The organism is Candidatus Nanosynbacter sp. TM7-008 (genome assembly GCF_022828245.2).
Classification (GTDB): domain Bacteria; phylum Patescibacteriota; class Saccharimonadia; order Saccharimonadales; family Saccharimonadaceae; genus Nanosynbacter.
Genome location: NZ_CP157587.1, coordinates 111,144 through 129,330 on the forward strand (window position 1 = coordinate 111,144; position 18,187 = coordinate 129,330).

Annotated in this window: 16 protein-coding genes and 2 other RNA genes; 11 read left to right on the forward strand and 7 right to left on the reverse strand. The window is 40.5% G+C overall.

Annotated elements, in window-relative coordinates; genetic code table 11:
* Positions 1-28: 28 nt before the first annotated feature.
* The 4 genes from thrS to LRM48_RS00615 are packed head-to-tail and all read left to right on the forward strand — an operon-like array spanning position 29 to position 4,013.
* Positions 29-1,840 carry a threonine--tRNA ligase gene (thrS, locus tag LRM48_RS00600; protein ID WP_243812057.1) on the forward strand — a complete coding sequence of 604 codons (1,812 nt, stop codon included), beginning with the start codon at positions 29-31 and terminating at the stop codon, positions 1,838-1,840.
* Positions 1,841-1,851: 11 nt separating this feature from the next.
* Entirely contained in the window at positions 1,852-2,754 is a 903-nt protein-coding gene (locus tag LRM48_RS00605) for a tRNA (adenosine(37)-N6)-dimethylallyltransferase (protein WP_243812056.1), read from the forward strand.
* A 24-nt stretch (positions 2,755-2,778) separates the two neighbouring features.
* Positions 2,779-3,372 (forward strand): hypothetical protein, encoded by a 594-nt coding sequence (locus LRM48_RS00610; RefSeq protein ID WP_243812055.1) that lies wholly within the window; start codon positions 2,779-2,781, stop codon positions 3,370-3,372.
* Positions 3,373-3,374: 2 nt separating this feature from the next.
* Complete coding sequence (locus LRM48_RS00615; protein ID WP_243812054.1) at positions 3,375-4,013, forward strand: MBL fold metallo-hydrolase; 639 nt, start codon at positions 3,375-3,377, stop codon at positions 4,011-4,013.
* Positions 4,014-4,085: 72 nt separating this feature from the next.
* Here the strand turns inward: LRM48_RS00615 and rpmB are convergent, their stop codons facing one another.
* A complete protein-coding gene (gene rpmB / locus LRM48_RS00620) occupies positions 4,086-4,295 on the reverse strand; it encodes a 50S ribosomal protein L28 (protein ID WP_146423687.1) in 210 nt (69 codons plus the stop codon).
* A 98-nt stretch (positions 4,296-4,393) separates the two neighbouring features.
* Here rpmB and LRM48_RS00625 point away from each other — a divergent pair, with 98 nt between their 5' ends.
* Both LRM48_RS00625 and rnpB read left to right on the forward strand, forming a co-directional pair.
* On the forward strand, positions 4,394-5,038 hold the full coding sequence (locus LRM48_RS00625; RefSeq protein WP_243812053.1) for a site-2 protease family protein: 645 nt from the start codon (positions 4,394-4,396) through the stop codon (positions 5,036-5,038).
* A gap of 175 nt (positions 5,039-5,213) precedes the next feature.
* An RNA gene (gene rnpB, locus LRM48_RS00630) (RNase P RNA component class A) lies at positions 5,214-5,555 on the forward strand.
* A gap of 50 nt (positions 5,556-5,605) precedes the next feature.
* Here the strand turns inward: rnpB and rplT are convergent.
* The 4 genes from rplT to LRM48_RS00650 are packed head-to-tail and all read right to left on the reverse strand — an operon-like array spanning position 5,606 to position 8,257.
* The gene (gene rplT, locus LRM48_RS00635; protein WP_243812052.1) at positions 5,606-5,947 is read right to left on the reverse strand and encodes a 50S ribosomal protein L20; all 342 of its coding nucleotides are present in this window, start codon (positions 5,945-5,947) and stop codon (positions 5,606-5,608) included.
* A gap of 2 nt (positions 5,948-5,949) precedes the next feature.
* Positions 5,950-6,144 carry a 50S ribosomal protein L35 gene (rpmI, locus tag LRM48_RS00640; protein WP_129743559.1) on the reverse strand — a complete coding sequence of 65 codons (195 nt, stop codon included), beginning with the start codon at positions 6,142-6,144 and terminating at the stop codon, positions 5,950-5,952.
* Positions 6,144-6,674: a translation initiation factor IF-3 gene (gene infC / locus LRM48_RS00645; protein ID WP_243812051.1), complete on the reverse strand. Its 531-nt coding sequence runs from the start codon at positions 6,672-6,674 to the stop codon at positions 6,144-6,146. Before infC ends, rpmI begins: the two co-directional genes overlap by 1 nt.
* Before the next feature lie 59 nt (positions 6,675-6,733).
* Positions 6,734-8,257 (reverse strand): YifB family Mg chelatase-like AAA ATPase, encoded by a 1,524-nt coding sequence (locus LRM48_RS00650; RefSeq protein ID WP_243812050.1) that lies wholly within the window; start codon positions 8,255-8,257, stop codon positions 6,734-6,736.
* A 66-nt stretch (positions 8,258-8,323) separates the two neighbouring features.
* Between LRM48_RS00650 and ssrA the strand changes: the two genes are divergently transcribed.
* From ssrA to LRM48_RS00670, 4 genes are all read left to right on the forward strand, one after another.
* Positions 8,324-8,726: a transfer-messenger RNA gene (gene ssrA, locus LRM48_RS00655) on the forward strand.
* A 1,332-nt stretch (positions 8,727-10,058) separates the two neighbouring features.
* Positions 10,059-10,430, forward strand: a complete 372-nt coding sequence (locus LRM48_RS00660; RefSeq protein WP_146423691.1) for a hypothetical protein — start codon at positions 10,059-10,061, stop codon at positions 10,428-10,430.
* Positions 10,431-10,484: 54 nt separating this feature from the next.
* A complete protein-coding gene (locus LRM48_RS00665; protein ID WP_243812049.1) occupies positions 10,485-10,931 on the forward strand; it encodes a hypothetical protein in 447 nt (148 codons plus the stop codon).
* 8 nt (positions 10,932-10,939) lie between these two features.
* On the forward strand, positions 10,940-13,843 hold the full coding sequence (locus LRM48_RS00670) for a type IV secretory system conjugative DNA transfer family protein (protein ID WP_243812048.1): 2,904 nt from the start codon (positions 10,940-10,942) through the stop codon (positions 13,841-13,843).
* A gap of 14 nt (positions 13,844-13,857) precedes the next feature.
* On the opposite strand, the gene LRM48_RS00675 is transcribed toward LRM48_RS00670, so the two are convergent.
* Together LRM48_RS00675 and LRM48_RS00680 are read right to left on the reverse strand one after the other, a co-directional pair.
* Positions 13,858-14,427, reverse strand: coding sequence for a hypothetical protein (locus LRM48_RS00675; protein WP_243812047.1), 570 nt, complete (start codon positions 14,425-14,427; stop codon positions 13,858-13,860).
* Positions 14,428-14,437: 10 nt separating this feature from the next.
* The gene (locus LRM48_RS00680) at positions 14,438-16,042 is read right to left on the reverse strand and encodes a hypothetical protein (protein ID WP_243812046.1); all 1,605 of its coding nucleotides are present in this window, start codon (positions 16,040-16,042) and stop codon (positions 14,438-14,440) included.
* A gap of 150 nt (positions 16,043-16,192) precedes the next feature.
* On the opposite strand from LRM48_RS00680, the gene LRM48_RS00685 reads away from it, so the two are divergent.
* Entirely contained in the window at positions 16,193-18,181 is a 1,989-nt protein-coding gene (locus tag LRM48_RS00685; RefSeq protein WP_243812045.1) for a DNA gyrase/topoisomerase IV subunit B, read from the forward strand.
* The last annotated feature ends 6 nt before the right edge of the window (positions 18,182-18,187 follow it).

The window sequence follows — 18,187 nt, forward strand, 5'->3', positions numbered from 1 at the left end:
CTATCAAGGAGCGTGGTATAATATTGGTATGAGTGAAGAAGAACTAAAATCTATGAGACACAGCCTAGCGCACATTATGGCACAGGCTATTCAGCATTTATGGCCTCAGGCGAAGTTTGGCGTGGGGCCGGCTATCGATAATGGTTTTTATTATGATATTTATCTTGACAACGGAACAATTTCTGAAGCTGATCTTCCGAAGATAGAAGAGGAGATGCGAAAGATCGTAGCGGCTGATTATCCGTTTGAGAGGCGTGATGTGTCGGTAGAAGAGGCTATTGATTGGGCTATAAAGGGAGATCAGTCATTTAAGGTGGAGCTACTGAATGACCTCAAAAGATCCGGTACTACCGTTGCTAGCGAATTAGCTGGAGAAAAAATGGGATCTGTGTCTGATGGCGATAGTAAAGTTGAGACTGTTTCTTTGTATTCTCAGGGTGATTACACTGATTTGTGTAGAGGTGGGCATGTGGATAGTACTGGAAAAGTTGGCGCATTCAAGCTTACTAAGACAGCTGGAGCATATTGGCGAGGCAATGAGAATAATCCACAAATGCAACGAATATATGGTGTAGCGTTCGCTACACAGGAAGAACTGGATGAATATCTGAATAGGTTGGAAATTGCAAAACAGCGAGATCATCGTAAGTTAGGTAAGGAGCTTGATCTATATACGACCTCTCCTCTGGTAGGGATTGGTTTGCCTTTGTTTACTCCTCGCGGTACGATTTTACGAGATATAGTGGCTCAATATTCGAACCAGCTGAGACAGAAGTTTGGCTTTGAAAAGGTCTGGACTCCTCATATTACGAAAAAAGATTTATATGAAACATCGGGCCATTGGGCTAAGTTCGGAGAAGAGTTATTTTTAGTTAAAAGCCAAGAAACTAGTGATGAGATGGCTCTTAAGCCTATGAACTGCCCGCATCATACGCAAATTTTCGCCTCACGACCGCGAAGTTATCGTGACATGCCAGTAAGATACTTGGAAACGACAACAGACTATCGCGACGAAAAAACTGGCGAACTGGGCGGATTGAACCGCGTACGCTCATTAACACAAGATGATAGCCATATATTTTGTCGTACTGATCAGATTGAAGGCGAGATTAATAATTTGCTATCTGCTGCTCGTGAATTATATGACTCAATCAATATGAAGCTTAGGGTCCGATTAAGCTATCGTGATGAATCTGATTCGTATTTAGGTGATCTTAGCTTATGGGATTCCGCACAGAACCAGTTAAAGTCTGCTGTTGAGAAAGTAGGCTTGGATTGTTTTGAACAAGAGGGTGAGGCGGCATTTTATGGTCCAAAGATTGACTTTATGGCAACGGATGCAATCGGCCGTGAACATCAAGTTGCAACCGTACAGCTAGATTTCGTGCAGCCACAAAGGTTCGGTTTGGAGTATGCGGATACTGATGGTAATTTTACAACACCAGTTATGATTCACTGTGCCTTATTGGGGTCGATCGAGCGATTTTTGAGTGTATTTATAGAACACACTGGCGGATGGTTTCCGTTTTGGGCGGCTCCAGAACAGGTCCGTATTTTGACTATTAACGACACAGTGCTAGGGTATGTTGATAAAATAACAACCATATTATCGAGCATTACCCTCATGAAGCCAGTTAGATATAACGATGTAAGATTTACAATAGATTCTAGAAATGAATCATTAGGTAAGAAGATTAGGGAAGCTACCTCTATGAAGATACCTGTTCAACTTATCGTAGGACCAAAGGATATGGAAGCTAACGAGGTTAGCGTTCGCACGCAATCTGGCGAAGAAAAAATATCGTTGGAGCAACTTGCTGAGTATATAAAATCTTTGTAGGGTTGAGCTAATTGGATAGGTTTATAAAATTAGATAACGGCGTTGATGAAGGTCGCCTACCACTAATTGTAATTATTGGTCCTACCGCTAGCGGCAAGACATCATTGGCTATACAATTAGCGAAGAAGTATAGAGGGGAAATAATTTGTGCTGACAGTAGGACCGTCTATCGTGGTATGAATATTGGGACGGCTAAGCCTTCTCTGGAAGAGCAGCAGGGAGTTTCTCATTGGGGTCTTGATTTGGTGAATCCGGGCGATTCTTTTAGTGTGTCACAATTTAAGGACTATGCCCGTCAAAAGATTAAAGAAGTCCGAAGTCGAGGAAATATTCCATTTCTTGTCGGCGGAACGGGGTTGTACATTGATTCTGTTATATTTGATTTTCAATTTGGAGGTAAATCCAGCAAAGAAAAGAGAGCTAACTTACAAGAAATGACGATATCTGAACTTCAGCGATACTGTGCTAATCATGATGTAGTCTTGCCGGAGAATAGTAAAAATAAAAGATATCTAGTTAGGGCTATTGAGCGAGCTGATAAAAAGCCGTCTAGACTGGAGGCACCATTGAATAATACTATCGTTGTTGGAATTACTACAGATAAACAGCTATTAAGGCAGAGAATTACAGATAGAGCAAAAAAAATGTTCAAGGATGGTGTTGTAAAAGAGACAATAGGATTAGCCAATAGCGCCGGGTGGTGTAATGAGGCTATGACGGGTAATGTTTATCCTATTATTAAGAAATTAATCGAGAAAGAAATAGACGAAGACCAGGCTATTCAGGAGTTTATTGTTAGTGATGTAAGCTTAGTAAAGCGTCAGTTGACGTGGTTTAGGCGAAACCCATTTATTGAATGGGGAGATGTCCATTCGTGTGAACAATATTTATCTCGAGTATTAGATAGTAAGTAAAAAATATGTTACAATTATAGTACAATGATTGATTCATTATTTGGTTCAAAAACTAGGGTAAAATTATTACATCTTTTTCTGAATAATCCAGAAAAGTCATTTTATGTGAGGGAAATTACTAGGATGATTGACGAGCAGATAAACTCTGTCCGTCGAGAGCTAGCTAATATGGTGTCTGTCGGTATAGTACAGCAGGATGCTATTGATAATAAACTGTACTATAGCGTAAATGATGATTATCCGTATATTAAGCCACTTGCAGCTATATTCTCAGATAAAAATACAGAAGGTGGCGCGGGTGCTGCGGGTGGTGTTTCCTGGAAAGATTCCTTAGGGAGGATGAGAGGATTAAAATTGGCTATTATTTCGGGGAAATTAGTAGTCGGATCAAGCTCTGCTGTTGATTTGCTATTGGTTGGTGATGATATGTCTGCCGTAACTATAAAAAATCTTGTTAAAAAAATCGAAAAAGATAGAAAAATAGAGATAAATTATGCCGTAATATCTTATGATGATTTCTACTATAGGATGAGTGTCAAAGATAGATTTATAATGGATATTGTAAGAAATAAGCACTCTGTATTAGTAGATGCGGAAAATATAATGAGAAAGGAGTAGGTATGTTTGAAATAGAGTATAAAGGAGCAAATGCTGTTATTATTACTACAAAGAAACTTCGTGTGGTATTTGATCCGAACTTAGAGATTGTCGGAGGAAAAAATGTTCCTGTGGATAATGATGTAGAGGTGGTCACGGAGGATCGATTTGCTGTTGTGGATTCTACACCAAGACTACTATTTTCGGGCCCAGGTGAATATGAAGTCGGAGACATCTCATTATTAGGAATTCCGGCGCGCCGACACATCGACACTGCGGATGATGTTAAAAAATCTACAATATATAAAATTACGATTGGTGAAGCTAAGGGAGTGGTTGTTGGTAACATTGAGAATAAACTAACTGATGATCAGCTCGAAAATATAGGTGTTGTTGATTTTGCAATATTACCTGTCGGTGGAAATGGATATACGTTAGACGCAATAGGAGCAACTTCAATAATTCGTCAATTGGACCCTAAGGTGGTGATCCCGGTGCATTACAATGACACTACTTTGCATTATGAAGTTCCACAGGATGGTGTGGATGAGTTTGTAAAAAATCTAGGAGCTCCAGTTGTTGAGGCTGGTCCAAAGTGGAAGCTAAAGAAAATAACGGATCTGCCAGATAATTTAACGGTTGTTCAAATATCGAAAAGTTAGAGTCTTCTCATTGAATTAAAAATAGCTCCGATAACGCAATCGGAGCTATTTTATTAAAATTTGATTTAGCGATTACTTATTAGTAGCTGCACTCAAAATACCTTTTTTCTTCAGGGTGCGAATAGCTTTTGTACTTAAAGTCATGGTAATTTTTTGACCGTCAACAACAAAAGTCTTCTTCTGAAGGTTTGGTTTGAAAACACGCTTAGTGCGGCGCAGGGAGAAGCTGACGTTGTTGCCATACTGCTTGCCTTTGCCTGTTAAATCACATCGTGATGCCATTTCCACTCTCTTTACTTTATTATTAATAACAATCCTTATTATTGTAGCGGCATTTGTGTAATTAGTCAAGATCGTGTATTGATGCTATAATAACACTTATGATTTTAGAAATAATAGTAGTTTTGATTGTTATATTATTATCTATGACCATTCACGAGGCTATGCATGCTTTTATGGGATATGCATTGGGCGATAATACCGCAAAAGAAGAGGGGAGGTTGACACTTAATCCCATAAGACATATCGATCCAGTGATGACTCTTTTGCTTCCCTTGATTATGGTGGTGTTACATGCTCCAGTTTTCGGAGGGGCTAAGCCTGTTCCATTTAATCCAAATAGAGTCCGTTTTGGCGATTGGGGAGCAGCCCTTGTTGCCTTTTCTGGTCCAATTACTAATTTAATAATCGCCTTTATTACGTTTGGCGTCGGAGTGTTTAGCGGCGTTATTAATAATGTTGGGGCAGTACAGTCTACGATATTTGGACTGATTATTTCTACTGCTGTATCGGTGAACCTGGGCTTTTTTGTTTTTAATATGTTACCAATTCCGCCCCTGGACGGATCTAGAATATTATACGCCGTAGCACCAAATAGCGTCAGGAATGTTATGCAAAAAATTGAGCAAAACGGCGTTCTTTTGGTTATGATTATAGTTGTGCTGTTTTCTGATGTAATTGGGCAGGTTATGTCGGGCTGTATTCAGGCGATTTTGCGTGTATTTATGAACATATTTGGTGTATAATATAGGCAGACCCTGGATTTATCCGTGGGCGCGTATGATTTTCCTAACATCATACAATCGGGAGCTTTAATGATTTATTGTCGTGGCAATAAGTTGCGAGCACCCACCTTGCATTTATGCGGGGAATATCTAGCGCCCACAGACAAGTCTAGGGTTTAGTGCTATAATATATCATGTAGTCTGTTAGGTAATCGCTTAAGGTATACTTAAGAGGAAAGTCCGGGCAGCGAAGGATACGACAGTCGTTAACGGCGACCGGAGGCAACTCTAGGGAAAGTGCCACAGAAACGAAACTACCTTCGTATTTTATATACGAGGGAAAAGGTGAAACGAGTGGGGTAAGAGCCCACAGTCGTCTATGGTGACATAGACGAGAGGTAAACCCTGTCGGCTGCAAGGAGATTTGCAAATAGGATTATCCGTCCGCAGATCGATAACCGCTTGATTTGTTTGGCAACAAGCAAACTAGATAGATGATTGCCCTAGACAGAACCCGGCTTATAGGCAGACTATGAATAAAACACCCTGCATAATGTCAGGGTGTTTTATATTGGTAGATTTGTCCTATTATAGACTTGCTTTTACTATTTCAGCGAAAGCTTTTGGCTCGTTAACTGCCAATTCTGCTAATATTTTTCTATCAATCTCAATGTTTTTAGATTTCATAGAAGCTATAAGTTTGCCGTAAGTTGCGCCTTCTTGTCGAGCAGCTGCATTGATTCGGGTAATCCATAGACCGCGTAGATCGCGCTTCTTGTTTCGGCGATCGCGGTAGGCGTACTGTAGAGCTCTAATAACACCTTGTTTTGCAAGACGAAAACTTCTGGTGCGATTATGTTGCATTCCCTCAGCTGCTTTCAAGATTTTTTTGTGCTTAGCGCGTGCGGCAACTCCTCGTTTTACTCGCATAACTATACTCCCATTGCTCGACGGGCGTTCTTAGCCATCGAACCAGTTACTGTTGCTGTTGTGTTGATTGCGCGCTTACGACTTTTTGACTTTTTAGCCAACAAGTGGCCGCCAAATGCGCGCTGGCGGGTCAATTTTCCGGTGCTGGTCAGCTTGATACGCTTCGCAGTGCCTTTGTGGGTCTTTAGCTTTGGCATTATTTACTCCTTATTACTACGCTCAGATTGCGACCAGCCATCTGAGGTTTTTGCTCTAATATTGCATCCTCACTAAGGTGCTCCATGATTTTGTCAATCAATTCGTAGCCGATCTCTTTATGGGCCATTTCACGACCTTTATAGACCACTTGTATGCGGACTTTATGTCCTCCCTCCAAAAACTTACGGATCTTCTTCAGCTTAACCTCTAGGTCTCCAGCTCCTATCTTTAGACCAAAGCGCATCTGCTTTAGGTCTCCAGATTTGGCTTGGCGCCGATTCTTCTGTTGATCCTTCATTTTTTGGTACTGGTATTTACCCCAGTCAATGATTTTAGCAACTGGCGGATTGGCTCCCGGTGATATTTCAACTAGGTCAAGATTCATGTCGTTGGCCTTATTTAAAGCCTCTTTAAGTGACATGATTCCTAGCTGCTCGCCATCAGGACCAATTATCCGCAGTTCTCTTGCACGGATTGCTCCGTTGATACGGATTGATTTATTAATCTCTGGCTCTCCTTTTTGAAGCAATTTTAGATTAACTCAGTTGCTATTGTAACAGAGATGTTTGTTATTTTCAAGGATAATAATTAACCTATGTTAATCTGTCTGTATTGTAGGCTTTCTGCTATATGTGGAATTTCTATGGATGTGGATCCTTCTAAATCTGCGATAGTGCGAGAAACTTTTATAACTTTAAAATAGCTGCGAGTGCTTAAATCTAGTTTTCTGGCTGCGTTCGTCAAGAAGGTTTTTGCAGATTCTGAGATTGATGTAATTTTATCAACGTTACTACTTGGAATGTCATTGTTGTATTTATAACTACACTTATATCTGTCTCTCTGAATAGAGTAGGCTTTATGTATCTCGGATAAAAATGTCTCTTGTTGTGATTTTGTCGACATTTTATCATTTAATAATTTTTCATGGGGGACTCGTGAAACCGATACTGTTAGGTCTATTCGATCAAGTAGCGGTCCCGATAATCTTTTTTGATAATTGAGAATCTGATTTTGTGAACATACGCAAGTTTTTTCTGGGTCTCCAAGAAATCCACAAGGACAAGGATTCATTGTGGCTACTAATAAGAAATTGGCAGGGAAGTTGAATTTACCGTTTGCACGACTGACGGTAATTTCGTGATCCTCTAAGGGTTGACGAAGTGATTCAAGTATAGTGCGCGGATATTCGAGTAACTCATCAAGAAATAGGACACCTCTATGGGCTAAACTGATTTCTCCTGGCTGCACTTTCGATCCTCCGCCAATAATAGACGCTCTACTTGCGGTGTGGTGTGGTGATCTGAATGGCCTGTCTACTATGGGATTGTTTATTATAGTGTGTTCTCCAAGACTGTGAAGTTTTGTCACTTCTACTATTTCATCCTCTGATAGGGCTGGTAATAGATTCTTCAAAGATTTTGCTAACATAGTTTTTCCTGATCCTGGAGGGCCGGACAATAAAATATTATGTCTTCCGGCAACTGCTATTTGAACAGCTCTCTTTGCTTGTTCTTGTCCGTAGATGTCGTCAATGGTTGGAGTATTTTTATGATTGCGAGATATATTTTTTATTGATGATCTGTCTATTGGCTTAATAATCTTTTCTTTTTTGAGGTGTAAGAAGAGTGATTTTAGGTTTTTTACTGGAAATACATCAACTCCAGTCACTAGCGCTGCCTGTTCGGCGTTTTGGGCTGGCACGTATACCGATTTAATTTTTTGGTTTTTGGCTACTTCGGCTGTAATAATCGCTGATCGTATTGGGCGTAGACTACCGTCTAGTGCCAATTCACCTGCAAAAACCGCATTACTTACGTCGCTTTGGTTGAGTACGCCGTTGATGCATAAGATAGATAAGGCGATGGGAAGATCGAAATGAGATCCGTCTTTTGGTAACTCTGCCGGTGCTAAGTTGATGATTATTTTTCCTTTTGGAAAATCTAGGGAAGAGTTTTTTATTGCACTACGTACTCGATCTCTGGACTCATCGATGGCCTTATTGCCCATTCCGACAATTTGTAAGCTAGGAAGCCCTTTTGACATATCTCCCTCAACTTCGATGATTTGTCCACTAAATCCGTAGGGTGTAGCTGAAATAACTCTACTAATCATGAATCTATTAAAACATAAGCATGTAGATTTTTGAATGAGATCAGGGTATAATATGAATCGATATGTGGGGCTGATATAGCTTTCGACAATTGGACCTTATCATGACATTCTGCGAGCCGACGATACGCGTAACGTATGTTTTTAGATGCAAACTTTGTTGCAAAAGCAAAGTCATTCGTAGCGAGCGCTTTCGCTCCTAAGATGGCCTTTGCGCCAATCGCTGCCTAATTTTTAGCGATCATCCTTGTATTGTGGCAACAGTCAATATCTAAGGGTGCTATATCTATGTTGCTTGCTATATATTCGGAAGTAGCGAATATATAGGACTTTTACTACGTAACGGAACTCGGTTTTCTTGGTTTATTTTAAATCCGAGTAGCGTTATTAAATAAATTTAGATAAGCCTATGCTCGTAGACGAATGCTGTGATACCAGTTGGACCCGGGGGCAGTACCCGGCAGCTCCACCAGATAGATTAAATTAAAAGTCAGCCTTATCGCTGACTTTATTTATGCTAAAGAGTAGAATTTATCTTTAATATAGAAAAACAACCACCTGCGAGTAGTGGTTGTTTTCAAAAAAGTGGAGTTTTACAATTTCTTTTTATTTTTGGCCTCTGTATAACTTTTTTATTCAGAAGCTACCCCTATAATAAGCTATATAAATGCTTATGTCAACAATATTTTTGTAAAAAGTTTAGTAAAAAATACCACACATTTTTATAATCTTCTTTCTAATTTTTGCAACTATTTTTCTAACAGCTTTTACTATGAAGTTGTATACTAGAAGACTGGTGCTTGTTTGATGGTCTTTTTTATGTGTGCGACAAATTAAATTGTCGCACATTTTCTAGGACTCTTTTATTGAAGTGTAAAGGGTGGCTTTGTGTGCTATGAATAAACTTTATACTTTCGTTTTGTAATTTTTAATTAAAACTGTTGTATAACATTTTTGATGTATAAGATTTAATATACATACGGATGCTTGTATGTTCTTGTAATAATATAAAAAATAATTTTGTTAAGTTTGCTATAGTGTGGCAATGAAAGTGAACAGAGTTTTATAAAGCGGGGAATAGAGATTATTATTTTATTGCGGATTTGAGTGCTAGGTGTCAGTCTGATATTGACTGTACGAACCTATTTTTGTGGCAATGTTTGGATGATAGATAATCATAGGTTAGTCGTGCAATTGGGTGGTCACTAAGTCGAGGGTATCTTTATCAAATGACAGCAGAATCTGTGCTGGCTAATACTCAAAATGGTAAGTTTGTTGTAAAATACACATATGACCATAAAGCGATAGGAGAATAATTAACAGATGATAATTTTAACAACATTAAAAAATAGGTGAAAATTACAATATTTTTTGGACGAGTAATGGTTGACATCTAAATAGGGCTATGCTAGTATAAGGTTAAGCTTTTAGAAAAATAAAAAAGCAAAAATACATTAACAATAAAATTTATATAAAGCTACATTTTGCGTATAAATTGACGGACAGTTGGCTGCATGATTTTTATAATGACGCAGCCAATGCTCCGCCTTATAAAAGCGTTGAGCGCGCGGTTAGTACCGCATACATCCAGTTAACCCTCGTTAAAGGACTAGCGGTGAGAATCCTGGATGTATGCAGAGGAACACTGCAAGGATGCTCCTTAATTAAGGAGCGGTCAAATCGCCTCGAGCGGTAATAGGCAAGTAGCACCCGCGCCTAATAGTTATTTTTTATCGGCGGATGGTTTGTGTCTATATGCTATAGTATTATCGCTCAGGCTTCTCGTGTATAGTATGATGTGAGTATGGGGATGAAGATAATTAGTTTTATAGCGTTGGTTGCATTGATTTTGACTGCGGTTATTTTGAATGCAACAAACCCGAGTTCTGCTGGTCCGTTTGGGATTTTAGCGTTTTTTGTATGTTTGTATGTACTATTTATCTGTCTAACTTATGTAGTATTTTTAACATCGGAGCGAATAGCTGCGAAATTTTTTAATTTCAAGAATAGTCGCAATGAGTCTAAGTATAAGACGTATTATTACTCTACTGTAATCTCTCTTGCTCCAGTTATTTATGTGGGTATGCAATCGATGGGAGATGTTGGGATTTTTGAGATATTATTACTTGGTGTGTTTGAGTTGCTGGCGTGTTTTTTTATACATAAAAGATACTAATCTCGTCCTGAATGTAGTCGTGTATTTTAAGTAGTTACGTGGTACAATATATTTATGAATCCCGAACTGCCACAAGTTAATAGGACCCCTGAGGTGCAGCCACAAAATATAGGTGGCGGTGAGTATAATGTAGAAAATACATCATTAAATCCTGAAGTCGGAAGAGAGTCTGAGCAGTCACTTGGTGCTAGGGTTGAACAATATAACAATATCCCTGTGGCTTTGCCTGTTGATAATACTACAACAGTTCCTTTATCTCAATCTCAAAACGACGATCAAAGTGCGAAGCAGTCAGGGGTAGTAGCTGATGATGACACTCCTCTGGTAGCAGCGGATGAAGACTTGATAGAAAGAGAGTGGGTGGATAAAGTTAAAAAGATTATAGCCTTAACGAAAGATAATCCTTATGAGAGGAATAGAGTTATTGCACAGCTGCAGGCTGATTATTTAAAAAAACGATATAATAAGACTTTAGGTCAAGATGACGACGGTAGTAAGTAGGGTTTTATATGGGTGCGGGTCCTTTGATAGTTAGTTTTATCGCGATTGTTATTATAGCCGCTGGTTCTGCGGTAGCTTTTGTGTTGTATCGTAACATGCTGAGGGAAGCCAAAAATTATGAACGAGGCTTGAAGATGGTGCCGTTACTTATACATTTGCCTCCGACAAGTGAAGACGTCAATAGTTCAAATCGAGATGAGCGAGATTTAACTGAAGAGGTGCTGTCGCAAGCCCAGGTGATGTATAACATTATCTCAAGTACGGCAACTAAAGGATTCAAAAGTAAAGTCTACGGCCAACGTCATATATCGTTTGAGATTGTTGCGCATGGTGGATTAGTTCACTATTACGCGGTTGTTCCGCTAGTGCTAGTTGATGTTATTCGTCAAGCTGTAGCGGCGGCATATCCTTCTGCTCGGCTAGAAGAGGTATCTGATACTAATATATTCAGCAAGGTTGGTAAGATGAGCGGGACCATCGGCGGCGAATTCACCCTGAAAAAGTCCTTTGTTTATCCAATATCGACTTATCAGGAGTCGAAAAGAGATGCTTCCAGGGCGTTATTAAATGCTTTGTCTTCGGCATCTAAAGAAGATGGAATAGGTGTGCAATTTTTACTACGTCCGGCGTATGACGGTTGGTCCAAGGCTTCAGAGTCTCATATTGACGGTATGAAGAAAAATAAGGGCAAGAAGAAAGGCTTTGGAGGCGTTGCTCCTATGGATATTATGGAGGCTCTGTGGAAACCGCCAGAGAATAATGAAAAAGATGGTGGTTCTAATTCTGAGGACAAGCAGCTAACATCTTTAGAGCAGGCTGAAGTGGATGCTATCAGCGAAAAAGCTCGCTATCCTGCGTATGAAGTTTTGGTGCGTGTTGTAATTTCGTCAAACACTGCAGCACGCTCTCAAGTGCTGTTAAAAAATATAATAGCAGCCTTCTCGTTATTTGACTCACCGCGTAATAATGGGTTTAAGTTCTCTTTAACCAGGAATGTTGAGGAAATGACAACAGCTTATATTATGAGGTTCTTTCCTCAGGAAACTCGTAGTAATATTCTCAACAGTGTAGAAATGGCAACGTTATTCCATTTACCTGGAGCTAACGCGATACCGACTTCACAAGTTAAGCGACAGATGTCCAAGCAGGTTGATGGACCAACAGACGTTTTGGATGAGGGTTTGCTGATTGGGTATAACGAATTTCGAGGAGTCAAGAAGCCTATTCGAATCGGGACAAAAGACCGTCGTCGTCACGTATATATTATTGGTCAAACAGGCGTTGGTAAGTCTGTATTGCAAGAGAATATGGCATATCAGGATATGATGGACGGTCGAGGATTCGCCTTTATTGATCCGCACGGTGACTTGGTTGAATCTTTATTGGGTAAGGTTCCAAAAGAGCGCGTTGAGGATATTATCTATTTTAATCCTGCTGATATGACTAATCCAATTGGGTTGAATATGTTTGAGTTCGACACTCCAGACCAAAAGGATTTTTTGGTTCAAGAGGCAATTAATATGCTGTATGGACTTTATGACCCAGGGCATACAGGAATTGTTGGTCCTCGCCTAGAGCATATTTTTAGAAACTGCGCTTTATTGTTGATGTCGGATCCTGCTGGTGGAACGTTTATTGATGTGCCGAAGTGTCTTATTGATCCTGAATTTGTGAAAAGCAAGCTTAAATATGTAAAAGATCAGCAAGTTATTGATTTCTGGACAAAGGAATTCCCTGCGTCACAGAGGTCAAATGAGGCGGGTGAGGTTATTTCATGGGTTGTATCAAAGTTTGGTCCATTTATTTCCAACGATGCAATGCGCAATATTATTGGTCAGACCAAATCTGGATTTAATTTGCGTGAAATCATGGATAATAATAAGATTTTGCTAGTCAATTTGTCAAAAGGTAAGATGGGTGAGCTTAACTCTAAGCTTTTGGGTATTATCTTTGTGATGAAGTTTCAAGCAGCAGCGATGTCTCGGGCGGATATTCCAGAGGATCAGCGAGTTGACTTTTCACTGTATGTTGACGAGTTCCAGAACTTCGCCACTGACAGCTTTGAATCTATTTTGTCTGAGGCTCGTAAGTATAAATTGAGTCTTATTATGGGTAACCAGTTTATGACGCAGTTAACGGATAAGATACGAGAAGCAATTATTGGTAACGTCGGTACGGTTATTTCTGGGCGTATCGGTGTGACTGACGCCGAATTGATGGTTAAGAAGTTTCAGCCGACTTTCGATGTCGACGACTTGGCTAAATTGCCAAACTTCCAATCTATAACTTCTGTGATGATTAATAACGTGCCGTCTGCACCGTTTAGTATGAATTGGATTCCTCCGATGGGGCAAGTTAATAATCAGCTGAGAGATGCGTTAGTAAGGCTATCTGCTGCGAAATACGGTAGACCGCGAGCTGTTGTTGAGAAGGAGATATTTGACAGGATTAGGGGTAGTGTGCAACCAAAGACAAGTCCTTCTCAATTAGCGTCTTCTGTTGGTCAAAAATCGTCGGGCGGTGGGTCATCGTTCTTGGATGAATGGCTAGCGAAGAGACAACAATTAGGAGGAAAGCCCGCTCCTAGCCCAACTGTAAGACCAGTAAATTCGCAAGCCCCACAGGCTTCCTCGCAAATACAGAATCCGCAAGGTCGCCCAGGGGCGGTTGATAATGCGCCTTCTAATATAAATAGCGTAAATGCTACAGCTTCTAACCTTGGCAATAAACAGCAAAGTCAACCTTCTGTGATAGATAGTGCTGTCGCTAATAAGCCAAATATGTCTATGACTACAAATAATAACCCTGTTTCTTCTGTAAATGTAAAACCGAGCCAACCTGTAGTTAAGAATCGGCTCGATTTACGCAATGGTGATGATGACGATAGTGAAGTGATGATTAGCTTGAGATAAGATTCAACATCTATCTAGCTATTTTTCCTGTTGTTGATAAACCCTACTCGAGCATACTCAATAACAGCGCCGATAGACCAGCCGGCTACAAACAAGATAATAGTTTCTGATCCTGATAATAGGTATCCGTATCGTTTGGCGATAAAATACACGACAACAGAAGCTATTGCTCCTAAGGCGCCAGAAATGATTAAGTTAGGGCGGGCAACAGTATTGCCAATTGCGTCACTAGTCTTTTCGACGACTGGGTTGTGAATGACCTTACTGAAGGCTCTGGATGGAGCTGATAGTTGGTCTTGTACATTCTCCAAAGTCTTCTTATACGAAGCTTCAATATCTTTTTTTGTAAGAGGTTTATCTTTTTTTATCTCTTTAGATTCTTTTTGTTCTTGCCTCTTTTCTTGGCGGGCGGCAATTTCTATAGCTTCATGTTTAATGCTATTTTCATTTTCGGCATTTGATTTTTCTTTTTCAACCGCCTTTTCTAGAGATTTTTCGATCTCAGCCGCTTTTTCTCTGCTTAAGTCTGCCAATTCTCTGGTGTCGACAGCATTCTCTACGGTAGATTTTAATTTTTCACTCATTTTTCACCTCCTATAAAGTTCCTGCGGACATGTCTCGCCGAATGATTCTAACTTCTTTATTTAATTGACGTGATCGAGCGTAGAAGTATACGACCACGGCTGCAATAATCCCTGCGAACATCATATTCTCGCTGGCGCCAGTTTTTGGCAGTTGTGAAGTGGTTTGTTCAATAACTTTCGGTGCAGGGCAGTCAATTTTTGTGCTGACAGTATTGCCAAATGTGTTATCAATCCTACAGTCATAAGACATTGGATTACTTTTACCGCTAGCCATGGCTGGGATGCTGTTCTTTATTTGGATGGTAAAGCTGCGCTTCTGGGTTTCTCCTGGCTTGATCTTTATAGGGTTCCATACTAGAACTTTTGCGTTGCCGCTGCCCGCACTAGCGCCTTTATCGTCTGTCAATGTTCCGCCGCCAGCGTCGAATATATCGGCATACTCTAATAGGTCGCTGACTTGATCTTTGAATGTAAATTCTTCCTCTTTAAGGCCTTTGTTTTTTACCGAAAGAGTGTAGGTAATTCGATCTCCAGATTTTGCAACCGTAGTTGTTGCGTCGGCGTTATTTTGGGTGAGATTAACTGCGGTTTTTGTCTGTACGAACGAGGCAGAACATCGACTATCGTTAATCCATATCGTAGAGTCGCCTGGACATGGTTGACATTGAGGATCGTCCTTTAACAATTTAGGGTTTTGAGGACACCTTGCTGGCTCTGGTATAGTAAATGTCTTTACGCAGGCGTCTGAGGTCTTGTCGCCTAGCGAGCTTTTTACTGTTAGAACAACTTTGTATGATCCCGGTGTTTTCTCTGTATAAGATACAATCTTATCGTTGCTTTCTATAGTTTTAACTAGGGTGTCTCCTCGATAAATACTGTATACATATTTTTGAATTGTAGCACCGTTGGCTGCACTGGCGTTGGCTGTAAGTTGGTAAGTGTCTCCATTATTCTTTATGTCTAGAGCGTTACACGTGGCTACTGGCTGTGGTGGAGTAGAGCAGTCGGGGTATGTGCCGACTTGACCAGTCGGACAATGGTGATTCGGTGGTGCGAATTTTAAGATTAAGTTGCCACAGTTAAGCATAATTGCAAACCAGCCAGTCCCGGCTGAATATCCAACGAATGCTCTGTACGAGAAACTACCCCAGAGGTTGTGAGGTCGATAGTAGAATGTGCGAGCCCCTCCTTGAGATGTGCGCACTACATATGAACCTTCACCTCTTGATGGTCCAAAATGAGGCGTAAGTCCCCATGAATAGGTACCCATATTGCTATTTAAAGTCTGAAGATTACCAGTCGCTGCTACCAAATCAGAACGGCTAATACCAAGATGATTATAGAGGTCGCGAATATTATTTGTGTTCGCGTCATAATGAGCCATCAATTGCTGACCGCTAGAAATTCCGCCGTAAATTAGGTCGCTGGAATCTGCTGCATTGGCTGATTCTGGCGGTGAAAAAACAGTGAAAGACTGCACAATAAGCGCTAGGGCGGTTAAAATAAGCCCGATCTTTCGAGTAGCTTCTTCTTTACGTAGGCGTTTCGCATAAAAGCCCAAACTGTGGATCATTGAAGGGCTGTATGGTAGGCGCGAGATAATTTTTTTGAACATTTTGACCTCTTTTATTTTTGTTGTTATATAACTTTAATCTAACTTTAGCATAAGCAGGCTGAAAAAGTAAATAGTTTGAGAATATATCTATTTTGATGTATAATAAAGTTGTTGAAAAGAGCTGATAATTCAGATAATAGTGAGGGAGATATGGCTAAACAAACAAATGAACAATCTTATGATGGCTCACAAATCCAGGTCCTAGAGGGTCTTGAGCCGGTTCGTAAGCGTCCAGGAATGTACATCGGTAGTACGGGATATGAGGGCGTACATCACTTGATTAAGGAGATTGCCGATAACTCAATTGACGAGGCAATCGCTGGTTATGCTACAAAGGTCGAAGTAACTTTGTTAAAGGATGGCGGCGTTCGAGTATCTGATGACGGTCGTGGCATTCCTGTCGATAAACACCCAAAGACAGGTAAGAGTACATTGGAGACGGTATTAACAATCTTACATGCCGGTGGTAAGTTTGGTGGCGGTGGCTATAAAGTTTCATCTGGACTTCACGGTGTTGGTTCTAGTGTTGTGAATGCATTGTCTACGCGGATGATTGCTGAAGTTAGAAAGAATGGTAAAATCTATCGCCAAGAATACGCAACAGGCGTGCCTCAGACAGAATTAGAGGTAGTCGGAAAGTCTGATGGTTCTGGTACGACAATTACATTTTATCCAGACCCAACCATCTTTAAGGAGACGGTTAATTTTGACTATAAATGGGTTGTTAATTATCTTCGTCATCAGGCGTACCTTACAAAAGGCATTCACACGTCGGTTATTGATGAGCGAACTGGCGAGCGGAAAGCTTTCTACTTTGAGGGCGGTATTCAGAGTTATGTAAAAAACCTGAACATCGGAAAGGATGTTTTATCGGACGATATATTTTACGTCGAGAAGCAGGTTGAAGATTGTATGGTGGAAATTGCGGTTCAGTATAATGACACTTACGCTGAAGTGGTAAAGCCATTTGCCAATAACGTCTTAACTCCCGATGGCGGTACTCATTTGGTTGGTTTTCGAACAGCTCTCACGCGTGTAATTAATGATTATGCTCGTAAGAATAGCCTACTGAAAGAAAAAGAGGATAATCTGACTGGTGATGACATTCGTGAAGGTTTGACGGCGGTTATTTTGGTGAAATTGCCAGATCCTCAGTTTGAGGGTCAGACTAAGAATAAACTTGGTAATCCAGAGATGCGTCGCTATGTTGATCAGGTGATGAGCGAATATTTCGCGTATTATTTGGAGGAAAATCCAGCTACAGCTAAGAAGGTTGTCGGCAAGGCTACATTGGCAGCACGAGCTCGTAAGGCGGCAAGGGCTGCGCGCGACAACGTTATCCGTAAGGGAGCATTTGAGGGCTTAAACTTGCCATCTAAATTGACGGATTGCTCATCTCGTAATCGAAAAGATTGTGAATTATTTATTGTCGAGGGTAATTCTGCTGCGGGTTCAGCTAAGGATGGCCGCGATTCAACTATTCAGGCTGTTCTTCCTCTTCGCGGTAAGGTGTTGAATACGGAGCGCGCAAGGTTTGATAAGATGTTTGCTAATGCTGAAATTGTTTCGTTGATTAAGGCTATGGGTGTTGGAATTGGCGACCAATTTGACATTAGCGGCATTCGTTACGACAAGATTATATTTATGACAGATGCCGACGTTGACGGTGCGCACATTTCTACGCTTTTGATGACATTCTTCTTCCGATATATGTCTGAAGTGATTGAAGCGGGTCACGTATATCTAGCGAAGCCGCCTCTGTTTGGACTGAGTAGAGGAACTGGCAGTAATCGTAAGATAGATTACGTCTATGATGAAGTAGCCCTCGAGCAAAAATTGAACGAAAAAATCAATGAGCGCAAGGCCGCTGGTGTAAAGATTGATGAAAATGCTGAGAAATTTAAGCAGGCAGGCTACACGGCACAACAGCGATTTAAGGGTCTTGGTGAGATGGATGCCGCCCAATTATGGGAAACGACTATGAATCCAGAAAATCGAACATTAGTGAAGGTTAATATTGAGGATGCGGAACGGGCAGACGCGATATTTACGAAGCTTATGGGTGATAGTGTAGAATTGAGGAAAAATTTTATTCAAACAAATGCCGCTAAGGTTAATGTGGAAGATTTGGACTTTTAAGGAGGA